Source organism: Gangjinia marincola (assembly GCF_039523415.1).
Taxonomy (GTDB): Bacteria; Bacteroidota; Bacteroidia; order Flavobacteriales; family Flavobacteriaceae; genus Gangjinia; species Gangjinia marincola.
This window is the reverse complement of sequence record NZ_BAAAFG010000002.1, coordinates 111885-132981: the sequence shown is the minus strand read 5'-3', so window position 1 is coordinate 132981 and position 21097 is coordinate 111885. Positions and strand designations below refer to the sequence as shown.

The 21097-nt window shown below is 36.8% G+C and carries 18 protein-coding genes; 11 read left to right on the top strand and 7 right to left on the bottom strand.

The annotated features are described in order from the left end of the window. Positions 1 to 57 precede the first annotated feature (57 nt). The 7 genes from secA to ABD000_RS02065 all read right to left on the bottom strand — a co-directional run bounded on the left by secA (position 58) and on the right by ABD000_RS02065 (position 8131). The gene (gene secA / locus ABD000_RS02095; protein ID WP_343763196.1) at positions 58 to 3414 is read right to left on the bottom strand and encodes a preprotein translocase subunit SecA; all 3357 of its coding nucleotides are present in this window, start codon (positions 3412 to 3414) and stop codon (positions 58 to 60) included. A gap of 123 nt (positions 3415 to 3537) precedes the next feature. Beyond that, complete coding sequence (locus ABD000_RS02090; RefSeq protein WP_343763194.1) at positions 3538 to 3759, bottom strand: DUF2795 domain-containing protein; 222 nt, start codon at positions 3757 to 3759, stop codon at positions 3538 to 3540. Between the two features lie 150 nt (positions 3760 to 3909). Then, the gene (locus ABD000_RS02085; RefSeq protein ID WP_343763192.1) at positions 3910 to 4482 is read right to left on the bottom strand and encodes a cob(I)yrinic acid a,c-diamide adenosyltransferase; all 573 of its coding nucleotides are present in this window, start codon (positions 4480 to 4482) and stop codon (positions 3910 to 3912) included. A gap of 102 nt (positions 4483 to 4584) precedes the next feature. Beyond that, on the bottom strand, positions 4585 to 4758 hold the full coding sequence (locus ABD000_RS02080) for a hypothetical protein (protein ID WP_343763190.1): 174 nt from the start codon (positions 4756 to 4758) through the stop codon (positions 4585 to 4587). A gap of 6 nt (positions 4759 to 4764) precedes the next feature. Continuing rightward, positions 4765 to 5451: an ABC transporter ATP-binding protein gene (locus ABD000_RS02075; protein WP_343763188.1), complete on the bottom strand. Its 687-nt coding sequence runs from the start codon at positions 5449 to 5451 to the stop codon at positions 4765 to 4767. Between the two features lie 48 nt (positions 5452 to 5499). Beyond that, positions 5500 to 6270, bottom strand: coding sequence for an O-methyltransferase (locus tag ABD000_RS02070; protein WP_343763185.1), 771 nt, complete (start codon positions 6268 to 6270; stop codon positions 5500 to 5502). A 1-nt stretch (position 6271) separates the two neighbouring features. After that, the gene (locus ABD000_RS02065; protein ID WP_343763182.1) at positions 6272 to 8131 is read right to left on the bottom strand and encodes an ABC-F family ATP-binding cassette domain-containing protein; all 1860 of its coding nucleotides are present in this window, start codon (positions 8129 to 8131) and stop codon (positions 6272 to 6274) included. Between the two features lie 213 nt (positions 8132 to 8344). Between ABD000_RS02065 and ABD000_RS02060 the strand changes: the two genes are divergently transcribed. From ABD000_RS02060 to ABD000_RS02010, 11 genes are read left to right on the top strand one after another with little or no spacing between them, the layout of a single operon-like run. Then, positions 8345 to 9034, top strand: coding sequence for a polysaccharide biosynthesis/export family protein (locus tag ABD000_RS02060; RefSeq protein WP_343763180.1), 690 nt, complete (start codon positions 8345 to 8347; stop codon positions 9032 to 9034). Then, positions 9034 to 11499, top strand: a complete 2466-nt coding sequence (locus tag ABD000_RS02055; RefSeq protein ID WP_343763177.1) for a GumC family protein — start codon at positions 9034 to 9036, stop codon at positions 11497 to 11499. Before ABD000_RS02060 ends, ABD000_RS02055 begins: the two co-directional genes overlap by 1 nt. Before the next feature lie 5 nt (positions 11500 to 11504). Then, on the top strand, positions 11505 to 12089 hold the full coding sequence (locus tag ABD000_RS02050) for a sugar transferase (protein ID WP_343764003.1): 585 nt from the start codon (positions 11505 to 11507) through the stop codon (positions 12087 to 12089). Beyond that, a complete protein-coding gene (locus tag ABD000_RS02045; protein WP_343763174.1) occupies positions 12090 to 13382 on the top strand; it encodes a nucleotide sugar dehydrogenase in 1293 nt (430 codons plus the stop codon). It begins immediately after the preceding gene. Next, positions 13382 to 14356 (top strand): SDR family oxidoreductase, encoded by a 975-nt coding sequence (locus ABD000_RS02040; RefSeq protein WP_343764000.1) that lies wholly within the window; start codon positions 13382 to 13384, stop codon positions 14354 to 14356. The genes ABD000_RS02045 and ABD000_RS02040 overlap by 1 nt, the downstream gene beginning before the upstream one ends. Before the next feature lie 6 nt (positions 14357 to 14362). Beyond that, positions 14363 to 15226 (top strand): ABC transporter permease, encoded by an 864-nt coding sequence (locus tag ABD000_RS02035; RefSeq protein WP_343763172.1) that lies wholly within the window; start codon positions 14363 to 14365, stop codon positions 15224 to 15226. 1 nt (position 15227) lies between these two features. Continuing rightward, positions 15228 to 16226 (top strand): SDR family NAD(P)-dependent oxidoreductase, encoded by a 999-nt coding sequence (locus tag ABD000_RS02030; protein WP_343763170.1) that lies wholly within the window; start codon positions 15228 to 15230, stop codon positions 16224 to 16226. Further along, complete coding sequence (locus ABD000_RS02025) at positions 16219 to 17355, top strand: LegC family aminotransferase (protein WP_343763167.1); 1137 nt, start codon at positions 16219 to 16221, stop codon at positions 17353 to 17355. Before ABD000_RS02030 ends, ABD000_RS02025 begins: the two co-directional genes overlap by 8 nt. A gap of 13 nt (positions 17356 to 17368) precedes the next feature. Further along, a complete protein-coding gene (locus tag ABD000_RS02020; protein ID WP_343763165.1) occupies positions 17369 to 18658 on the top strand; it encodes an ABC transporter ATP-binding protein in 1290 nt (429 codons plus the stop codon). A 12-nt stretch (positions 18659 to 18670) separates the two neighbouring features. Then, on the top strand, positions 18671 to 19507 hold the full coding sequence (locus ABD000_RS02015; protein WP_343763163.1) for a sulfotransferase: 837 nt from the start codon (positions 18671 to 18673) through the stop codon (positions 19505 to 19507). Beyond that, positions 19494 to 21092, top strand: coding sequence for a hypothetical protein (locus ABD000_RS02010; protein WP_343763161.1), 1599 nt, complete (start codon positions 19494 to 19496; stop codon positions 21090 to 21092). Before ABD000_RS02015 ends, ABD000_RS02010 begins: the two co-directional genes overlap by 14 nt. Positions 21093 to 21097 lie beyond the last annotated feature (5 nt).

The window sequence follows — 21097 nt, the reverse complement described above, 5'->3', positions numbered from 1 at the left end:
ATAATAAAAAAACCTGATGCATCACATCAGGTATTATGAACTCTAAAACATTTATATTTATTCTTCAACAAGTACCCATTCACCTTTTTCAATAAGTGGAATTGCCTGCTTATATTTCATGGTTCTGTTTTCACCGTTCATAACATTCTTAACGGTTACTCTATCATTACGACCAATTTTAGGTTGTTCCCTAACGATAGTCTCAACCGTTTGGCGATGTTGAGGTTGGGTTTGTCCTGCAGCTCTGCTTTGAGCCGCACGCTCATCCAGATTCTGAATTTCTTCTTTACTGGTTTGAGTGCGTTCGCGCTGGCGTTGTCTCGCTTCACTTACCTGCCCAGGATTTTGGTTAGGTAATTCTCCTTTAAACAAGAATGAAATAATCTCTTTGTTCACCTGATCAATCATGGTTTTAAACAGTTCAAACGCCTCAAATTTATAGATCAATAACGGATCTTTTTGCTCATGCACAGCCAACTGTACACTCTGCTTTAATTCGTCCATTTTTCTCAAATGATTCTTCCAGGAATCATCGATGATCGCCAGTGAGATGTTCTTTTCAAAATCTGTAATTAACTCTTCACCTTCGGTTTCGTAAGCTTTTTGAAGATCTGTAGTGACCTGTAAGGTTTTGATACCATCGGTAAATGGAACAGCAATACGTTCAAACTTGTTGTTTGGATCTTCATGGATTTGCTTGATTACTCTATACGCAATCTCTGCGCTATGCTGCATTTTCTTTTCATAATGCTCATAGGCAACGTCGTAGACTTCTTCGGTAATTTTAGCAACGTCCATTTTCTCAAACTCCTCTGCCGTTATAGGAGAACTCATGGAGAAAAAGCGAATCAACTCAAACTCAAAGTTTTTATAGTCTTGAGCCGCTTTATTTGTTTCTGTAATTACCTCTACGGTATCGTAGATCATATTTGCAATGTCCACGCTTAAGCGTTCTCCATATAAGGCATGACGACGACGTTTGTAAATTACTTCACGCTGGGCGTTCATTACATCATCGTACTCTAATAGACGCTTTCTTATCCCAAAGTTATTTTCTTCCACTTTCTTTTGCGCGCGCTCAATAGATTTGGTGATCATAGAGTGCTGGATCACTTCACCTTCTTGAAGTCCCATACGGTCCATCAATTTTGCGATACGCTCACTACCAAATAAGCGCATCAAATTATCTTCTAGCGAAACGTAAAACTGTGAGCTTCCCGGATCCCCTTGTCGACCAGCACGACCACGCAACTGCCTATCTACACGACGTGAATCATGACGCTCTGTACCAATAATGGCCAAACCACCCGCTTTTTTCACCTCATCGCTGATCTTGATATCGGTACCACGACCTGCCATATTGGTTGCAATCGTCACAGTACCTGCTTTACCTGCCTCTTCAACAATATCTGCTTCCTTTTTATGTAGTTTTGCATTTAATACGTTATGCGGCACTTTTCTAATGGAAAGCATTCGGCTTAATAATTCACTAATCTCTACAGATGTCGTACCGATAAGCACAGGTCTACCGGCTTGCGTTAAGGTCACAACTTCATCTATCACTGCGTTGTATTTTTCTCGCTTGGTCTTATACACTAAATCCTCACGATCATCACGTGCGATAGGGCGGTTAGTAGGAATTTCTACCACATCTAGTTTATAGATTTCCCATAATTCACCAGCTTCGGTCACCGCAGTACCCGTCATACCTGATAGTTTGCGGTACATTCTAAAGTAATTTTGCAGGGTTACCGTAGCGAAGGTTTGCGTGGCATCTTCAATCTTTACATTTTCCTTTGCTTCAATCGCCTGGTGGAGTCCATCACTATAACGTCGCCCATCCATAATACGACCTGTTTGCTCGTCTACGATCTTCACCTTGTTTTCCATCACGACATACTCCACATCCTTTTCAAATAGCGTGTAGGCTTTGAGTAACTGGCGCATGGTGTGAATACGCTCACTTTTGACTGAAAAATCTTTAAAAAGTTCTTCTTTTTCTTCGGCCTCTTCTTCTTTAGAAAGTCCTTTGTCTTCAATCTTGGCGATCTCGATCCCAATTTCTGGCATCACAAAGAAGTCTGGGTTTTCTTTTCCAGAAAGATGTTCAACTCCTTTATCGGTAAGATCAATCTGATTATTCTTTTCTTCAATCACAAAATACAACTCCTCATCTACCTTGGGCATTTCGCGGTTGTTGTCCTGCATGTAGAAATTTTCGGTTTTTTGCAAGAGCTGCTTGATCCCTTCTTCAGACAGGTATTTAATTAAGGCTTTATTCTTCGGAAGTCCTCGGTATACCCTAAGGAGTAAGAATCCTCCTTGTTTGGTGTCTCCTTCAGCAATTAATTTTTTGGCTTCGGCTAACACCCCGGTTAAATATTTACGCTGGATTTCAACGATGTTTGCCACCTTCGGCTTTAATTCATCAAACTCATGCAAATCTCCTTTTGGCACAGGACCCGAAATGATCAAAGGAGTACGCGCATCATCGACAAGAACTGAGTCAACCTCATCTACAATCGCATAGTTATGTGGGCGCTGTACTAAATCTTTTGGAGCGTGGCTCATGTTATCCCGCAGGTAATCAAAACCAAATTCATTGTTTGTACCGTAGGTAATGTCTGCGTTATAGGCCTTACGCCTTGCGGCGGAATTGGGTTTGTGATAGTCGATGCAGTCGATACTCAATCCATGAAACTGAAAGATAGGAGCCATCCACGCACTATCCCGTTTTGCTAAGTAATCATTTACTGTAACTACATGAACTCCGTTACCCGTAAGTGCATTGAGATACACCGGAAGGGTCGCCACCAAAGTTTTACCTTCACCGGTTTGCATTTCGGCAATTTTACCTTCGTGTAAGGCCACACCACCAATAAGCTGCACATCGTAATGTACCATATCCCAAGTGACTTGCTTACCAGCAGCATCCCATGAATTTTGCCAAATGGCTTTATCGCCTTCAAGTGAAACGTAAGCCTTATCAGCAGAGAGCATTCGGTCAAATTCTGTTGCGGTGACGGTAAGCGTTTCATTCCCTACAAAACGTTTAGCCGTTTCTTTGATTACTGCGAATGCCTCTGGTAATATATCTGCGAGAACCTGTTCGCTAATTTCATACGCCTGATCTTTGAGCGTATCTATTTCGCTATAAATAGCTTCTTTACGGGCGATATCTTCAGAGGTTTCAGACTCTTTAGTAAGCGCTTCAATTTGATCATTGACTTCTTTGGTTGCCTCTGCGATACGGGCTTTAAAGTCGGCTGTTTTTTGTCTTATCTCGTCAATTGAAAGTGCCTCAATTTCGGCTTCAAATGACTTAACTTTTTTTACTAAAGGCGAAATGGCCTTAATGTCTTTTTCAGATTTATCTCCTACAAATACTTTAAGTACTGAATCTAATAATCCCATGCGATCTGTTTTGTGTTTCAAAAATAACGAAATAACAGCAAAATGTGTGAGGTAAGTCTCGTTACTTATTGAATAAAAAAAAGCCTCAATAGTGAGACTTTTTTTGATGATATTGTTATGTGTTTAATACTCGTCTTCGTTCCAAAGGTAGTCTTCATCTGTAGGATAATCCTGCCAGATTTCTTCAATTGACTCGTATGAATCGCCCTCATCCTCAATGGATTGAAGGTTTTCAACTACCTCAAGTGGCGCCCCGGTTCTAATGGCATAATCTATTAATTCATCTTTTGTTGCCGGCCAAGGTGCATCACTTAAATACGAAGCCAATTCTAATGTCCAGTACATACTAAACTGTTTTAATTTTTTGCAAAAATAAATTTTTAACTGAAATAGACAAGTGAAAGCTTCACTAATTTGACATGATTTTTATGAACGTGTTCAATAAGGCGAAAACTTTTACCGATATATCTTTTAAAAAGATGTCTTTGCGGTTACTTATTGTTTTTGAGGAATCCATTTGATTTCCTCTGCTTGGTTATCTTTTGACAACTTTCGTGCCAGCACAAAAAGGTAGTCAGATAGGCGGTTGAGGTATTTTAAAACCCGTTCATCAAACGGCTCTTGTTCATGTAACGCCACCGCATTACGCTCTGTTCGCCTGCATACACAGCGCGCAATGTGACAATATGACACGGTGGGATGTCCGCCGGGGAGTACGAAATGTGTCATGGGAGGTAGCTCTCCATCCATACGATCCATTTCGTGTTCAAGAAGCACAATGTCCTCATCACTTACCTTTGGAATATTGAGACGTTCTTTTCCGCTTTTTAACGTTGACTTAGCAGGATCTGTCGCTAGAATTGCGCCAACGGTAAATAATCGATCTTGGATGTGCAAGAGAATTTCTTTTGATCTGGGATCCAGGGGCTGATCTCGAATCAATCCTAAGTGTGAATTAAGTTCATCTACAGTACCGTAGCTCTCTATACGTTGATGATGTTTTGGTACTCTGGTACCACCAAATAGTGAAGTTTGTCCCTCATCACCGGTTTTAGTATATATTTTCATGGGCAGATCGCATTAGAATGCGAAAGTAGAGAATTATCCCCCTAACCCCCAAAGGGGGAATGAAAATTACTTTTTGATAATGATCAACGAATAAGGAAATTCCTAAGATTCTTCTTCTCTGCCTTTTCGTTTTGCGATTCGCTCACCAAATTTTCTTGTTTTACGATTACGAATAGAGGTGTTGTTTTTTCGGCTATTAGCGATTACGGCAAAAAAGAGCACGACCAGTCCAATGCCGATTATGAGGAGTTCAGTTTTGTCTGATAGATTGCCCATGCTTATTTATCGTATACGCTTATCGCTTTCAATGATTCCGTCACGTAGTCTGATGATACGATGTGCTTCTTTTGCTACTTCTTCCTCGTGTGTTACGAGAATCACAGTATTACCCGCTGCATGAATCTCTTCAAAAAGCTTCATGATTTCTACAGATGTTTTTGAATCCAGGTTTCCGGTAGGTTCATCAGCTAAAATAATAGAAGGTTTATTGACCAATGCACGCCCCACAGCTACACGTTGGCGTTGCCCACCAGAGAGCTGATTAGGTTTGTGGTCCATTCGATCTGCTAGTCCAACTTGAGTAAGTACTTCTGCCGCACGTTCACTTCTGGCTGATTTAGATTCGCCGGCATACACCATAGGCAAGGCGACATTATCAAGGGCGGTAGTTCTTGGGAGAAGATTAAAGGTTTGAAAGACAAAGCCTATTTCTTTGTTTCTAATTTCAGCCAGTTCATCGTCACTTAGCTGGCTCACATCCTGACTGTTTAAAACATAGGAGCCAGAGGTTGGCGTATCCAAACACCCTAATAGATTCATTAAGGTAGATTTACCCGATCCCGAAGGTCCCATGATCGCGATATATTCTCCATGTTCTATATCTAAGTCAATCCCTTTTAGTACATGAACTGTTTCCTGGCCTAGTTTAAAATCCCTAATAATGTCTCTAATCTTAATTACGCTACTCATGGAGTCTGTATTGTTGTCTGTTCATAAGACGCGATCGTCTTGATCTTGTTACACTCTAATGGTAAAATGTTCTTTCTCTTGTTCTGCTCTAAAAAAAACCAGGCCCCAATGGTAAGTGTCAATGGTTACTTTTACCTTAGGATGTTGTTTGATTTCTTTCCAAGCCACCTCCATTCCGCTTGACCAATAGATATCATCAAAGATAAAAATAGTATCATTATGAGCGCAGGGGATAAGCTGTTCAAAATAGCGGAGTGTTGATTCTTTTTGATGATGACCATCTATAAACACCAGATCGTATTTTCTATCAAGTAGCGATGGTAACACCTGATCAAATTGACCGGTTTTTGAAGCGATATTACTTAGACCAAAATTTTTAAATAGGTTTTTTGCGATGTGAGCAACTTCCATACTCCCTTCTATCGTAGTGATCTTATTATCTTTTTTTTGTGCTAACGCGGAGGTTGCTAATCCAAGCGAGGTACCAAGTTCAAGGCTAGCGTGAACGTTTAAATATTGAGCAAGCCGGAAGAGAAGTTGTTGTCTTTTTGAAGAAGTACCCACTTTTTTTGCTAAAGCTGAAACTTTACGTTTTACCGAAGATGATGTTCTGCTTCCAGCCCCGTAATCTTTAATAAAAATGATTTTATTGTTTTCAAGCAGGACGTGGCGATACTTTTTTAATTGATCGTAAGCCTTATAATGCGTTTTGTCATAAAAACACTTAGTCACTAACTGAAACACGAATGGGGAATGTACCCCATGCTGATTGGTGGAGTTGAGCAAAAATCTAAAATAAGATCTAATACGCTGCCACATGTTATGCTTCCATTTTCGCCGAAAGTTCAAACCAACGTTCGGTTTTTTCTTCAATGTTATTCTCCACTTCACTTAGTGCAATAGAGGTTTTTTCAATTTCTTCGGGTGAGAGCTCTTTTAAAAATTTATGCTGAATTTCTTGCTTCTTTTGCTCTAATTTGAAAATCTCTTTTTCAAGCTTTTTGAATTCCTTCTGTTCAAGATAAGAGACTTTAGGGGAAGCTGGTTTCGTTACTTTTGCTGTGACTGAATTATCTACTTGAGCTTTAGTTGTTTTTGGAGCATTTTCCGCGTAAGCGCGATAATCAGAATAATTACCTGGAAAATCTTTGATCATCCCGTCACCTTGAAATACAAAAAGATGCTCCACAATCTTATCCATAAAATAACGGTCATGAGATACCACCAGCAAGCAACCCGGAAAATCCATCAAAAAACTTTCTAACACATTGAGCGTAACTACATCTAAATCATTGGTAGGCTCATCTAAAATCAAAAAGTTAGGATTTTGAATTAAGACAGTACAAAGATAAAGGCGCTTACGTTCACCACCACTTAATTTTTCTACGTAATCATATTGCTTTTTACGATCAAAGAGAAAACGCTCTAAAAGTTGTTGCGCCGATATCTGTCGGCCCTTTTTTAATGGAATGTATTCTCCAAATTCTTTGATGACTTCAATGACCTTTTGTCCTTCCTTGACTTTGATCCCGCCTTGGGTGTAATATCCAAATTTCACGGTTTCGCCTATAACGATCTTGCCGGTATCTGAAGGGAGAGCACCAGTGAGCATATTGAGAAAGGTGGATTTACCGGTTCCATTTTTTCCAATAATACCAATGCGGTCCCCATGTTGAATATTATAGGAGAATTTTTGTAACACTTCTAACTCACCAAAGGATTTAGAGATGTTATGAAGCTCAACAACTTTATTTCCAAGTCGTTCCATATTGATTTCTAACTGGACTTCATGTTGTTGTCTCCTAGTATGTGCTTTTGCTTTGATTTCGCTAAAGTCATCAATACGCGATTTTGATTTGGTGGTGCGTGCTTTAGGTTGGCGACGCATCCATTCTAATTCTTTTTTAAAGAGCTGCTTCGCTTTTCCCTGCGAAGTAGATTCTGCTTCGAGACGATGTGCTCTTTTTTCTAAAAAGTAGCTGTAATTACCTTTATACGAGAAAAGGTTGCCTTGATCCAATTCAATAATCTCATTACAAACCCGTTCTAAAAAATAGCGATCGTGTGTTACCATGAAGAGTGTGATTTGTTCACGTTCAAAATAAGCTTCAAGCCATTCAATCATCTCAAGATCAAGATGGTTAGTAGGTTCATCTAAAATGAGAAACTCTGGATTATTTAGGATAATTATAGCTAATGCAAGACGTTTTTTTTGTCCTCCTGAAAGTGTACTGATTTTTTTAGACAGATCATCCAGTTTGAGTTTGGAAAGAATTTGCTTGTATTGGGTTTCAAAGTCCCAGGCATTGGTGTGTTCCATTTGCTCAAACGCCTGCTGATACGCTTCAACATCTTCAGGATATAGGAGTGCTTTTTCATAGGCTGCAATGACTTTTAGTGTGTCATTTTCTGCCCTAAAAACAGCCTCTTCTATCGTTATATTTGGTTCAAAAACAGGATTTTGAGATAAAAATTCAACCTTTAGTTCATTACGATAAACCACCTGACCTGTATCAGGAGATTCTTGCCCGGAAAGAATGTTGAGTAAGGATGTTTTGCCTGATCCGTTTGGGGCAATAAAGCCAATTTTTTGACCTTGATTGATACCAAAAGAAATTTGGGAGAACAAGGTATGTTCTCCATAGGATTTAGAAATATTTTCGACCGATAGAAAATTCAATGATATATTTTTGCTGCAAAGTACAGCTTTTCCTTAGGATTTGTCAATGGGTAAAGTTTCGTTTTCATTACTTAAAAAGCTATATTTGCGGCTTACTTTGTACGAAACTACATGCGATTATCTCATATTATTTGTATTGGGCTACTGTTAGGGCTATTTTCATCATGCATACCAACAAAACGGTTGACCTATTTGCAACAGGATGACACAAAAATGGATAGTATTATATCTGTAAATCGTGTTCAAAAACCATATAGAGTACAAATAAATGATCTACTCAGTGTACGAGTTAAAGCGCTAGATCAAGAGGTTGTGAGCATGTTCAATCCTGTAGATGAAACAGTAAGCACTGCAACAACCGAGGAAGCGCTTTTTTTTAATGGATATACAGTGGACGATAGGGGAAATATTAGGATTCCCAGATTAGGGAATGTATTTGTTCTAGGTCTTACTACTGAAGAAATTCAGGAACTATTAAAGGAGAAGTTACTGGCGAGTTTTTTTAAGCCTACCGCAAATATTTTTGTCACCGTTAAATTACCAGGTATACGCTACACGACGCTTGGTGAAATAGGCTCTGGCAGCCAAGTTATTTATAAAGAACAGATTACGATTATGGAAGCGATTGCCCAGGCAGGAGGTATTGACGATTTGGGAGATCGGACCGATGTAGTAATTGTTCGTCAAAATCCGGAGGGTCAACAAATTCATCATATCAATCTAACCCAAATCGAAGCAGTTAATTCACCGGTTTACTATATCCAGCCTAATGATTTGATTCTCGTCAATCCTTTACCCCAAAAATCTACCGGATTTGGGATTACGGGCTTAAATACATTTCAAAGTATCGCCAGCATCGTTACTCTTTTTACGTCAATCGTTTTACTATCAACACGGCTCTAATGGAGAAAGAGGAGTTTGAAGTATCTGAGTTAGGAACAACATTTGATTTTAAAGGCTTTTTACTAAAGCTTTTAAGTTATTGGTGGTTATTTCTTATTTGTATTTTGATAGGATTGGGTATAGCCTACTATATTAATGTCAGAAAATTACCAGTATATAAATTAGACACATTGATTATTGTCAAAGATGATCAAAATCCATTTTTTACCACAAATACCAGTTTAACCTTCAATTGGGGAGGAACTTCTGAAAAGGTTAACACAGCCATAACGACGTTACAAACCCGATCTCATAATGAAAAAGTGGTAGATCGACTTGATCTCTATATAAATTATGCGGTAGATGGTGAGTATCAACAGATAGATGCTTATGGAAAAGTTCCATTTGAGGTAAACATTGATACATCTTCTTATCAACTTATTGATCAGCAATTTAAGGTGATTTTCAAGGATGAAAATACGTTCGTGTTGTCAATTACTATTCCTGAGCCCGATAGGTATAAACAGTACAATTTTTCAAAATTATCTTCACAACGAATCGAACTAAAGCCCGTTCAGTTTGAGCAGGAATTCAAAATAGGTGAATTTATTAAGACACCTTATTTTTCTGGGACTTTGGAGAAGGTAAAGAAGAATTTCAAAAATGATTATCCTTACTACTTTTCGTTCACCAACTTCTATGATGCTGTAAAGAGTGAGAGCGATATCAGGATAAAGCCTGAAAGCGATGGGTCTTCTATACTAGCTTTGTCTATGACGGGTAATAACAAGAAGAAAATTGTAGACTACCTCAATACAACAGTGCAAGTCTTAAGTGACGATGTACTAAAAAGAAAAAATCTTTTTGCTACTAAAACCATTGAGTTTATTGATAGTACGCTGCAAATACAGTCTGGCGAACTTAAAGATACGGAGCAGAAACTAAATTCTTTTCTCGCTAAGAATAAGATATATAATCTGGATGAGGAAGGGGCCTATTTATTCCAACGCATCAGTGAGTTGGATATCATTGTAGAGGAAGCACAACAACAATTACAAAATTATGAAAATCTAGAAAATTATTTGCTTACACATAATAATTATGAAAATATACCCGCTCCTACTGTTGCTGGTATTACAGAGGTCAGTATTGCCACTGGCGTAGCAAATATTTTAGAATTGGCTGCAGAACGAAGTGCGTACGAATTTACATTAAGAGAGGGAACAGATTTATTGACTGATATTGATCGAAGAATAGATGCAGCGAAAGACGTACTTCTAGAAAATATCTCTTCTAGTCAACGACGACTAAATCAAGAAATAAGAACGACACAAAATCAGATAAGCCAATTAGAGAGGGAAATAAAGCAATTGCCAAAAGATCAACAAGATCTTCTTAAGATCCAACGGGAATTGTCCATCAATGAATCCAATTATAGTATTTTTCTATCTAAAAGAAATGAGGCGAAGTTGATAAAAGCAGCTAATGTAAGCGACGTACAGGTAATTGATGTAGCCAAGGATACCGGCGGTGGACAAATAGGGCCCAATACTCAGCTTAATTATGTGATGGCACTATTATTTGGCGGCTTCATCCCGATTCTCCTCGTCTTTATTAAGATTTTAGCAAGTAACAAGATCAATAATGTTCAGGAAGTAACGCGATTAAGCCCTGTTCCTGTATTGGGTGTTATTGGTAAGAGCAAATCTTCCTCTAATCTGGTTGTTTTTGATAAATCAAAGTCTCCTATTGCAGAATCTTTTAGATCGCTTAGAACTAGCCTTCAGTTTTTGTATCGTCAGCAAGGTATTTCGGGAACTAAAACTGTTATGATTACTTCTTCAGTAAGCGGAGAAGGAAAAACATTTTGTTCCATTAATCTGGCAACTGTTTTTGCGCTAAGCGAAAAAAAGACTGTCTTACTTGGAATGGACCTTCGTAAACCCAAGATTTTTGACGATTTTGAATTAACGAATGATAGAGGAATAGTCAATTATTTAATAGGTCAAAGTAAGATGGATGAGGTGATTCAACATACGAGAATACCTTATTTGGATGTGATACTTTCTGGTCCCATCCCCCCAAATCCATCAGAGTTGCTCATGAATGAGAGAATGGCTCAACTTATTGAAGAGCTTAAGCAAGAATATGATTATATTATTTTGGATACTCCTCCTATAGGATTAGTAGCAGACGCTCTTACCTTAGCTAAATTCGCAGACGCTTCGATTTATGTGGTTAGACAAAATTATACTAAAAAGGGGATGTTAGGTGTAATCAATGAAAAGTATAAATCAGGTCAGATTGAAAATATAAGTTTTGTCTTGAACTACTTCCAACAAAAGGCAAAATATGGCTATGGTTACGGCTACGGCTATGGTTACGGATATGGGTATGGTCAATATGCTAATGGATACCATGAAATTGACAAAAAGAAAACTTTTTTTCAACGTTTGAAAAAGTCATGGCAAAAAAGATCTAATTGAATCAAATGTTGTCAAAAAAGCAGAGGTTCGTAAAAAGAACATTTGATCTTATAATTAGCATGGCAGGAATTTTTGTATTGAGTCCATTAATGAGTCTGATTTTTTTGATTGGACTTTTTAAATTTAGGGGGAAGCCTTTTTTTAAAACAGCGCGTATAGGCCAATATGGTAAAGAATTTATACTTATTAAATTTAGAATCATCTCGGGAGATGAACACATAGATCATAAGGCTGTGAATGACATATCGTGGTACGGTAAAATTTTACATCAATCGAAATTAAATGAGCTTCCTCAACTATGCCAGGTAGTGATGGGAAGTATGAGTATGGTGGGCCCTAGGCCAGACGTTAGAGGTTTTGCAGATCAGCTAAGCGGTGAAGAAAGAAAAATACTCTTCCTAAAACCAGGTGTTACAGGTCCTGCGACTATAAAATATAAGCATGAATTAAACATATTGAATCAGGTAGAAAATCCAGAAGTGTACAACAGAGAAATAATTTGGCCAGATAAAGTTCGTATTAATCTTCATTATCTTTTACATTGGTCATTAAAATTAGATTGTTATTATTTAATAAGAACATTAGCATAAATGAAAGAGAATAAACCAATACTGGCAATTATAGGGCTGGGATATGTAGGGCTTCCATTAGCTGTGGCTTTTGCAAAGAAGTACAGTGTTATAGGGTTTGATATCAATCAAGACAGAATTGATGAACTCAGTGAAGGTCACGATAGTACGTTAGAAGTATCAGACGATGAACTAAAAGAAGTACTCAATTCATCTACAGATGAAAAAGGCTTTTTTGCAACTTCATCAAAACAAGATATAGCTAAGGCTTCAATCTATATCGTGACTGTTCCAACTCCAGTAGATAAATTTAAACGTCCTGTGCTGACTCCTTTAATAAAATCGAGTGAGGTGATCGGGGAGTTCTTAAAAAAGGATGACCTAGTTATTTACGAATCTACGGTTTACCCTGGAGTTACGGAAGAGGTATGCGTGCCTATTTTAGCTGAAAAATCTGGGCTCACATTTAACGAGGATTTCTTCGCAGGGTATTCCCCAGAAAGAATTAATCCCGGAGATAAAAAACATACAGTTACAAAGATTTTAAAAGTTACTTCAGGTTCAACTCCTGCAATCGCTGAAAAAGTAGATCAGTTGTACGCCTCTGTCATTGAGGCTGGGACACATAAAGCGTCTTCTATCAAAGTAGCCGAAGCTGCTAAAGTCATAGAAAATTCACAGCGTGATATTAATATCGCATTTGTAAATGAGCTTTCTAAAATCTTTAGAAATTTGGATATAGATACTACAGATGTGATTGAAGCTGCTGCAACCAAATGGAACTTCATTAAATTTACTCCAGGTCTGGTAGGCGGTCACTGCATAGGCGTTGATCCTTATTATTTGGCTCAAAAAGCCGAAGAAACCGGTTATAATCCAGAAATTATCCTTGCCGGAAGAAGAATGAACGACGGCATGGGCAGATACGTTGCTCAAGAGGTAATTAAACTGATGGTCAAAAAAGACATAAAAATTAAAGATAGCAAGGCGTTAGTTCTGGGGATTACGTTCAAAGAAAATTGTCCAGATACAAGAAATACACGTGTTATCGATGTGATTGAAGAGCTAAAGACGTATGGAATAAATGTTACTGTAGCAGATCCATGGGCTAATGTAGAGGAAGTTAAGAATTTATTTGGTCTGGATTTAGTTTCTGATATACAAGATTTAAAAGAATCATTTGACAGTGTTGTTCTTGCTGTCTCTCACAACGAATTCTTAACGTTAGATTTTAATACCTTACAAAAGAAAAACAGCGTGCTCTTTGATGTAAAATCTATTTTACCTAAAGAAATTGTCGACGGAAGATTATGATGTATACCTCTAAATATCATGACATTAATTTAGCAGATTTTTCTTTCCTCATTACGGGGGGAGCAGGATTTATAGGCAGTAATCTGGTAGAATATTTACTCAAGTATAATGCTAAGAAAGTAAGGGTTCTTGATAATCTTTCAACAGGGTTTCAATCGAATCTTGAAGAATTTATAGACAATCCATCTTTTGAATTTGTAGACGGAGATATTACACGATTAGAGGACTGTGTAGATGTTATGAAAGGAATTGATTTTGTCTCCCATCAGGCCGCGTTAGGGTCTGTTCCAAGATCCATTAAAGATCCATTGGCCTCACACAATGCGAATGTCAATGGATTTTTAAATATGCTCATTGCTCAAAAGGAAAGTGAAAGTGTGAAAAGAATGGTATATGCCGCATCTAGCTCTACCTATGGTGATAGCACAGAGTTGCCTAAAGTAGAATATACCATAGGTAAACCACTATCTCCATATGCCGTAACAAAATATGTAAATGAGTTATACGCAAACGTATTTGCTACTACCTATGCTATTGAAACTGTTGGCCTACGATACTTTAATGTCTTTGGACCTAAGCAATCACCAAACGGAGCATATGCAGCGGTAATTCCACTATTTATCGAGGCATTACAAAAAAATCATTCACCAACAATACATGGGGATGGCGAGCAAACTCGTGATTTTACCTTTGTAGAAAACGCAGTTCAGGCAAATATAAAGGCCTTTTTTTCAGATAAATCTGCAACAAACCAGATATTTAATGTGGCCTATGGTGATCGCATAAGTTTAAATGAATTATGGAATATATTGAAGAATATTTCAGGTAAAACATCAGCAAAAGCAGTTCATGGACCTAAACGGCAAGGAGACGTAAGAGATTCACTTGCTAATATTGATAAAGCAAAGAATTTACTTGGGTATAATCCAAAATACAGTGTAGAAGAAGGTTTGAGATTAACCTGGAAATTGTAAAATGTTATGAGTGATACAACAGATAAATGGTTATTTGAAATAACTCCTAAACGTAAGTTAATTGATCTCAATCTCAAAGAAATTTGGAGATACAGAGATTTATTGATGCTTTTTGTACGTAGGGATATAGTCACGGTTTATAAACAAACTATTTTAGGACCCTTATGGTTTTTGATCCAGCCATTATTTACGTCAATTATATTCACCTTGGTATTTAATAATGTAGCAAATATTTCTACGGGGAGTGTTCCTCCTTTTTTATTCAACCTGGCCGGTATTACATTATGGAGTTATTTCAAAGAGTGTCTTACCAAAACATCAAATACGTTTAGTAGTAATGCTAATATTTTTGGTAAAGTTTATTTCCCAAGAGCTATTATGCCCATCTCTGTGACCGTATCAAATTTACTGAAATTGGGTATTCAAATTGTCATTTTTGTATCATTCTACCTGTATTACAATCTAAGTAAAGATGCAGGAGTAGCTCCTAATGACTTGATTTTTTTATTCCCAGTTTATGTAATTATTCTAGCATTACTAGGTTTAGGATTGGGTATGACTATTTCTGCATTAACGACAAAATATAGGGACTTTAAAGTACTCATAGGGTTTGCGACCTCTTTACTCATGTATATTTCTGCTGTTCCATTTCCCTTGTCTAAAATTAGAAACGATTTACCGGAATATTATTTCATTTTTAAATATAATCCTATTGCTCAGGTCATCGAAGGATTTAGATATATCTCATTGGATACAGGGATATTCTCATGGGCAGGATTAATTTACGCCGGCGTGTTTTCGATTGTATTATTCCTGGTAGGTTTAGTGATTTTTAATATTACTGAAAAGTCATTTATAGATACAGTCTAACATGAATCTTAAGGGGAAAAATATTCTGGTTACAGGTGCAGATGGTTTTATAGGATCGCATCTGGTAGAATATCTTATTTCTAAAGAGGCAAATGTTACTGCTTTTTGTTTATACAATTCCTTTAATTCTGCAGGATGGCTGGATCTAATTCCTAAAGAAACTAAAGAGAAAATCAAGTTTAATTTTGGTGATATAAGAGATGCAGAAATAGTATCTCAATCTGTTCAATCAATTGATATTATCTTTCATTTAGCCGCATTAATTAGTGTGCCTTATAGTTTTACTTCTCCCCGATCGTTTATCAAAACTAATGTGTTGGGTTTGCTTAATGTTTTAGAAGCGGCTAAAAGGGAGTCAGTCAAAAAGATTATCTGTGTTTCAACCTCTGAGATTTACGGAAATGCTCAACACCTCCCCATTACAGAAGATCATCCTAAAATACCACAATCACCCTATGCCGCTTCAAAAATTGGAGCAGATGCACTAGCATACTCTTACGCTAAAAGTTTTGATCTGCCTATCATAATTGCACGCCCTTTCAATACCTATGGTCCACGACAATCACTAAGGGCTATAATTCCAACTGTCATTTCTCAATATATCAATGGAGAACAGGTTCTTAAGCTAGGTGATACTAAACCTAAAAGAGATTTTGTATATGTAGAGGATACAGTGAAAGGATTAATCAATTGTTGTTCAGATGGACTGCCCTATGGACACGATTTCAATATATGTAGCAATGAAGCCATTTCTATAAACGATTTAGCATATAAGATAGGAGACTTATTTGGTAAACGTATTGATATAGCATTTGACACTGATAGGTTAAGACCTCTAAAAAGTGAGATTCAGCATTTAGTGGGAGACCATAAAAAGCTTTATGACTATACTCGATGGAAACCTATAATCTCAATGGATGAAGGACTTAAAAGAACAATAGAGTGGATGAAATCTGATTGGGATAACAGACCTTATCGTAATAATACTCATCATGTATAAAGACATTGTTGAATTTATTAAGGAAAGCTACCCCAATAAGGATAAAATAGCGCTATACGAACCTTCATTTCGAGGGAATGAAATCGCTTATCTATCACAAGCAATTAATGATGGGTATGTTTCAGTTCATGGCAGATTTTTGAAAAAAGTTGAAGATCAATTAAAAAAAATTACATCGGCAGATTATGTAGTGTTGACTAACTCAGGTACCTCGGCCCTACATTTATCTCTTTTAGCATTGGGAATAACTAAGAATGACGAAGTGCTAGTGCCTTCTTTTACGTATGTAGCTACTTCTAACGCAATTTCTTATGTTGGAGCCACTTCTCATTTTGTTGATATTGAAAGGGAAACTCTGGGGATTTGTCCTAAAAAGCTTAAGTTTTTTTTAGAAAATCATACAGAAATAAGAGACGAACAATGTTATAATAAAAAAACAAATCGTAACATCAGAGCATGTATTCCTGTTCATGCATTTGGAAACCCGTGTAAGATAAAAGAACTTCGAGAAGTTTGCGGCCTTTATAACATTAGCATAATTGAAGATGCAGCAGAAGCACTGGGAAGTACCATATCAAAAGAACATGTAGGCACATTTGGTCATCTTGGTATTTTAAGCTTTAATGGAAATAAGATTATCACTTCGGGAGGAGGAGGTGCAGTGCTAACGAATGATAAAAAACTATTTAATCAAATTAGACATCTTGCTGCTCAGGCTAAAACAAACAGTCTGGGATACGATCATGACGCACTGGGTTACAATTATAAAATGAATAATTTAAATGCAGCACTTTTATTAGCTCAACTAGAACAGTTAAACGATAAATTAAGAAAGAAAAAACTACTGCATGAGCGCTATAAGTTTTTTTTTGACTCCTATGATCAGATCGATTTATGTACAACCAACCAACCTAACATTACTCCAAATTACTGGTTGAACGCCCTATTTTTTAAAGATGCCTACAGCAGGGATATATTTGTATCTATATCAAACAAATCGGGTGTCGAAACAAGAAAAGCCTGGACTCCATTACACATGTTTGATTGGATAGATGCATATAATGATGGAGATTTTAATATAACGGCATCAGTGAGTGAGCAATGTGCATTACTTCCCAGCTATATTTGAATACACTAACGTTTTGAAAAAGAATATAATATTAAAAGTAGAAAATTTATCTAAGCAGTACCGGCTTGGGCTGGTGGGTACAGGTTCTTTAAAAGATGACCTTACCAGGCTCTATTATCGCTTACGCGGAAAAGAGGATCCTTTTAGCCAAGTTGGAATTGAAAATGACAGAGAAGCAACATCAGGCGGGGATTATGTCTTGGCCTTAAAAGATATTAGTTTTGAGGTACATCAAGGAGATGTTTTAGGGATAATAGGAAGAAATGGAGCAGGTAAATCTACCTTGCTAAAGATACTTTCCAGAGTGACAAGTCCAACTGAAGGTTTCGTTAAATGTGCCGGTAGAGTAGCCTCTTTGCTTGAGGTAGGTACGGGATTTCATAATGAGCTTACCGGGCGAGAAAATATATTCCTCAACGGGGCGATTTTGGGAATGACTAAGGCAGAAATAGAACTCAAATTAGACGAAATCATAGAATTTTCAGGATGTAAATTATACATTGATACTCCGGTAAAGCGATATTCTAGCGGGATGCGTGTAAGATTGGCTTTTGCTGTAGCAGCTCATTTAGAACCTGATATACTGATTATTGATGAGGTTTTAGCCGTTGGAGATGCAGAATTTCAAAAAAAAGCTATAGGAAAAATGCAGGACATCTCAAAGGGAGAGGGTAGAACTGTATTATTTGTAAGTCATAATATGGCAAGCGTAAAATCCCTTTGTACGCGTAGTATAGTTTTACGAAATGGTAAAGTTGCTTTTGAAGGCAATGTAGATGAAGGGGTTCATTTCTATCTATCAGATGGTAATAGTGGTGGATCAATGACCAACAGATTTTTCTCTGATGACCAGAATGCTAATACTGCGGAATTTTCGTTAAATAAAATGTATCTCACAGCAGAAGGAAAGGAGTTATCCGATCCCATTACACGTGAAGATAATATTTTAGTGACAACAATTATAGATAAAAAAGAACCTGGAGAAATCAATGTTATCGTTAGGATGAAAGATGACTCTGGTAATTATATATTTTCTACAAATCAATTTGATGATGCTCCACAAGAATGTGGGATACGGGAACAAACTTTACATCTGCCTAAATACTTTTTTAATGAGGGTACATTTTACTTTGACTTATTATTAACCAGAGGAAAAAATACGCTGTTTTTTGAACCAGATGTTCTTGAAATGGTTATGATACAAGAAAAAAGAAAACTAGGTGATTGGATGGGTAAGTCTAAAGGGATCTTAAAGCCAAAGTTCATTTGGGAAAAGAAAATATTAGAAAAAATTCCGGAATAAACCTTTTATTAAATGATTAACAAAATAGTTGGTAAACTAAGACAAGTTCTTTCAAGCACTACTCACAAGGAGGCGATAAATTTTGCGCTCATTTGCCATCAGCGTAGTGGCAGTAATATGTTAAGCAGTATTCTTAATCAACATCCTAAAGTTGATGTTTTTGGTCAGCTTTTTAAAGATGATGAGAATTTTCAAAAAAAAATAAATGCTATATCTCCCATACCATTCAAGGGTAACTTATTTGATGATGTTATTGAATCTAGAGAACGTTTTGATGAATTAGAAATTTCACCAGAGTTAAGAGAAGAACGCAACACCGATGAATTTCTAGATGTATTTTATAAAAATTACTGCCAAAAAACAGCTTTTACAAGACTGGGAATAAAATTTCATGGAGGAACACTTTATCAAGATGAATTAGAACGCAATTTTTTCAACGCAACGAGAAAAATTATTATACTACATCGCGAAAATCTATTGGCTGCGGCTATATCCTGGTATCAAGCAAGAGAATTGAATCAATGGATGAGACGATCAAATGAAAAAGTAGAAAAGCAGTCTATCTCGATGGATATAGATACCTTAAGCTGGTTTATAGAGAAAACAAAATCAGACGTGGCACTTTGGAAGTCTCTGGCAAAAAAAGATCAAAAAGATATTCTTGAGTTAACGTATGAAGAAATCACCCAATCATCATTCGATCTTAAACGTGTTTGGAATTATTTAGAGGTATCACCTTTAAATCAAAAAAAACCTCAAACCAAAAAGTTAATCAAAGATTATAGTCATATCCCAAATCTTGAAGAGATAAAAAATACCCTTGAGAATGACGAAAATGGCTACTTATAGCGATACAAGTTTAAGAAGCAGTCCCTATTCTTGGTTTAAAGGACTGGGGTTTCAGCTCTTGATTGTATTTTTAATCATTTTGTTTCAATATGCGCTTTATGCATTTTTTCAAATGCCGTTAAAAGAGTCTTATTATTCAAATTCATTTTTAGTTCTTCGTGTCAAAGAGTTCGGCTTAAAATACATTCTAGCTTTTGTACTTCTCTTTACGGGTGCGGTATACTTAGAATTTAGCTCATCAAAACCACGGGAGCACGTTGTTGGACTTTCCAGGTACATATATATAGCGGTAGTGGTAATTCAAACCTATACGATAGCAGTTATGGATTACAATCATTACTTCGATCAATGGTATATGATTGACAGAATCATACTGGTTCTACTAAGTATACTAGCTATTTGGAGGCCGGTATTGTTACCGTTCTATATTCTTCAACTGGTATTACTCACAAGTCAGTTAGAATTTCCAAATATCATTGGTTATGACTCAACTCATAAATCATTAGTCATTCCTTTATTACTGTGTTTTTGGTTGTTCGCCTCTTCTAAAAAAGTATTAACTTACAGGTTACCTTCTTATGTCTATACAATAATTGTGATCTCAATTATATGTACCTGGTATCTACAAGCGGGTATGGCAAAGTTTGAACTTAATTGGCAAAATGATAATGATTTGTATTATTTATTAGCCGCATCTCATGACGCCGGATGGCTTTATACGATACCTACCGAATCATTAATAGCATTAGGTGAATTGGTTACCAAAAATCATATCGTGATCCAATATTTAGGGCTTATCATAGAGTTAATCCTGCCATTGGTTATTTTTCTGAATCGTAGAATAGCGATCGTATGCTTTTTTGCATTTATTTGTTTTCATGGATTAGTTTTCGCTTTAAGCGGGATATTCTTTTGGCAATGGATGGTCATTGAGGGAATTATTATTTACGTACTAGTCAGTAATTCAGCCTTTGCAAAACAGTTTTTTCAACTAAAAAATGCAGTAACTTATTATTTTCTATTACTACTGATCCCCACGTTTGTTTATGTAATAAAACTCGCCTGGTTGGATTGCGGTTACTTAAATGCATATACGTTTTTCGTTAAAAACGCAGAAGGTGAAACAAAAAAATTGGACACCTCCTTCTTCGCTCCTTACGATGTCGGTTTTGCTAAAAATCGATTTACATACACTCTCGATGGAAATTTCATCTCAAATACACTAGGACAATGTAGAGATGCTGAGGTTATCAATATCATTAAAGCCTGGCAAAGCGAAGGAAATGAAAAAAGTACCGCGCAGATTATTGATTACAGAGATCAAAAAGGGCGAAAATATTTTAATGTAGATAAAGCGCAACGTTTTAATTACTTTTTAAAAGAGTTTACTACGAATAAGCTTAGGTATGATCCTAAATTTATAAGCAACGTTGATGTTCCTTTACACATGGCGCAAGGCGAGAATCAACAAAATATATCATTTGACAATGCGACAGAGCTTATGGTGCTTTATCAGGAGAAGGCAATACTTCCTAATTTTGAAGAATATATAGTGTCTTCAGACACGTTGCGCATAAAACTTTAAGACCG

What these genes read in the sequence shown, in the direction of transcription:
- secA (WP_343763196.1), bottom strand. Translation starts at nt 3,414, where the DNA reads ATGGGATTATTAGATTCAGTACTTAAAGTATTTGTAGGAGATAAATCT.
- ABD000_RS02090 (WP_343763194.1), bottom strand. Translation starts at nt 3,759, where the DNA reads ATGTACTGGACATTAGAATTGGCTTCGTATTTAAGTGATGCACCTTGG.
- ABD000_RS02085 (WP_343763192.1), bottom strand. Translation starts at nt 4,482, where the DNA reads ATGAAAATATATACTAAAACCGGTGATGAGGGACAAACTTCACTATTT.
- ABD000_RS02080 (WP_343763190.1), bottom strand. Translation starts at nt 4,758, where the DNA reads ATGGGCAATCTATCAGACAAAACTGAACTCCTCATAATCGGCATTGGA.
- ABD000_RS02075 (WP_343763188.1), bottom strand. Translation starts at nt 5,451, where the DNA reads ATGAGTAGCGTAATTAAGATTAGAGACATTATTAGGGATTTTAAACTA.
- ABD000_RS02070 (WP_343763185.1), bottom strand. Translation starts at nt 6,270, where the DNA reads ATGTGGCAGCGTATTAGATCTTATTTTAGATTTTTGCTCAACTCCACC.
- ABD000_RS02060 (WP_343763180.1), top strand. Translation starts at nt 8,345, where the DNA reads ATGGATAGTATTATATCTGTAAATCGTGTTCAAAAACCATATAGAGTA.
- ABD000_RS02055 (WP_343763177.1), top strand. Translation starts at nt 9,034, where the DNA reads ATGGAGAAAGAGGAGTTTGAAGTATCTGAGTTAGGAACAACATTTGAT.
- ABD000_RS02050 (WP_343764003.1), top strand. Translation starts at nt 11,505, where the DNA reads ATGTTGTCAAAAAAGCAGAGGTTCGTAAAAAGAACATTTGATCTTATA.
- ABD000_RS02045 (WP_343763174.1), top strand. Translation starts at nt 12,090, where the DNA reads ATGAAAGAGAATAAACCAATACTGGCAATTATAGGGCTGGGATATGTA.
- ABD000_RS02040 (WP_343764000.1), top strand. Translation starts at nt 13,382, where the DNA reads ATGTATACCTCTAAATATCATGACATTAATTTAGCAGATTTTTCTTTC.
- ABD000_RS02035 (WP_343763172.1), top strand. Translation starts at nt 14,363, where the DNA reads ATGAGTGATACAACAGATAAATGGTTATTTGAAATAACTCCTAAACGT.
- ABD000_RS02030 (WP_343763170.1), top strand. Translation starts at nt 15,228, where the DNA reads ATGAATCTTAAGGGGAAAAATATTCTGGTTACAGGTGCAGATGGTTTT.
- ABD000_RS02025 (WP_343763167.1), top strand. Translation starts at nt 16,219, where the DNA reads ATGTATAAAGACATTGTTGAATTTATTAAGGAAAGCTACCCCAATAAG.
- ABD000_RS02015 (WP_343763163.1), top strand. Translation starts at nt 18,671, where the DNA reads ATGATTAACAAAATAGTTGGTAAACTAAGACAAGTTCTTTCAAGCACT.
- ABD000_RS02010 (WP_343763161.1), top strand. Translation starts at nt 19,494, where the DNA reads ATGGCTACTTATAGCGATACAAGTTTAAGAAGCAGTCCCTATTCTTGG.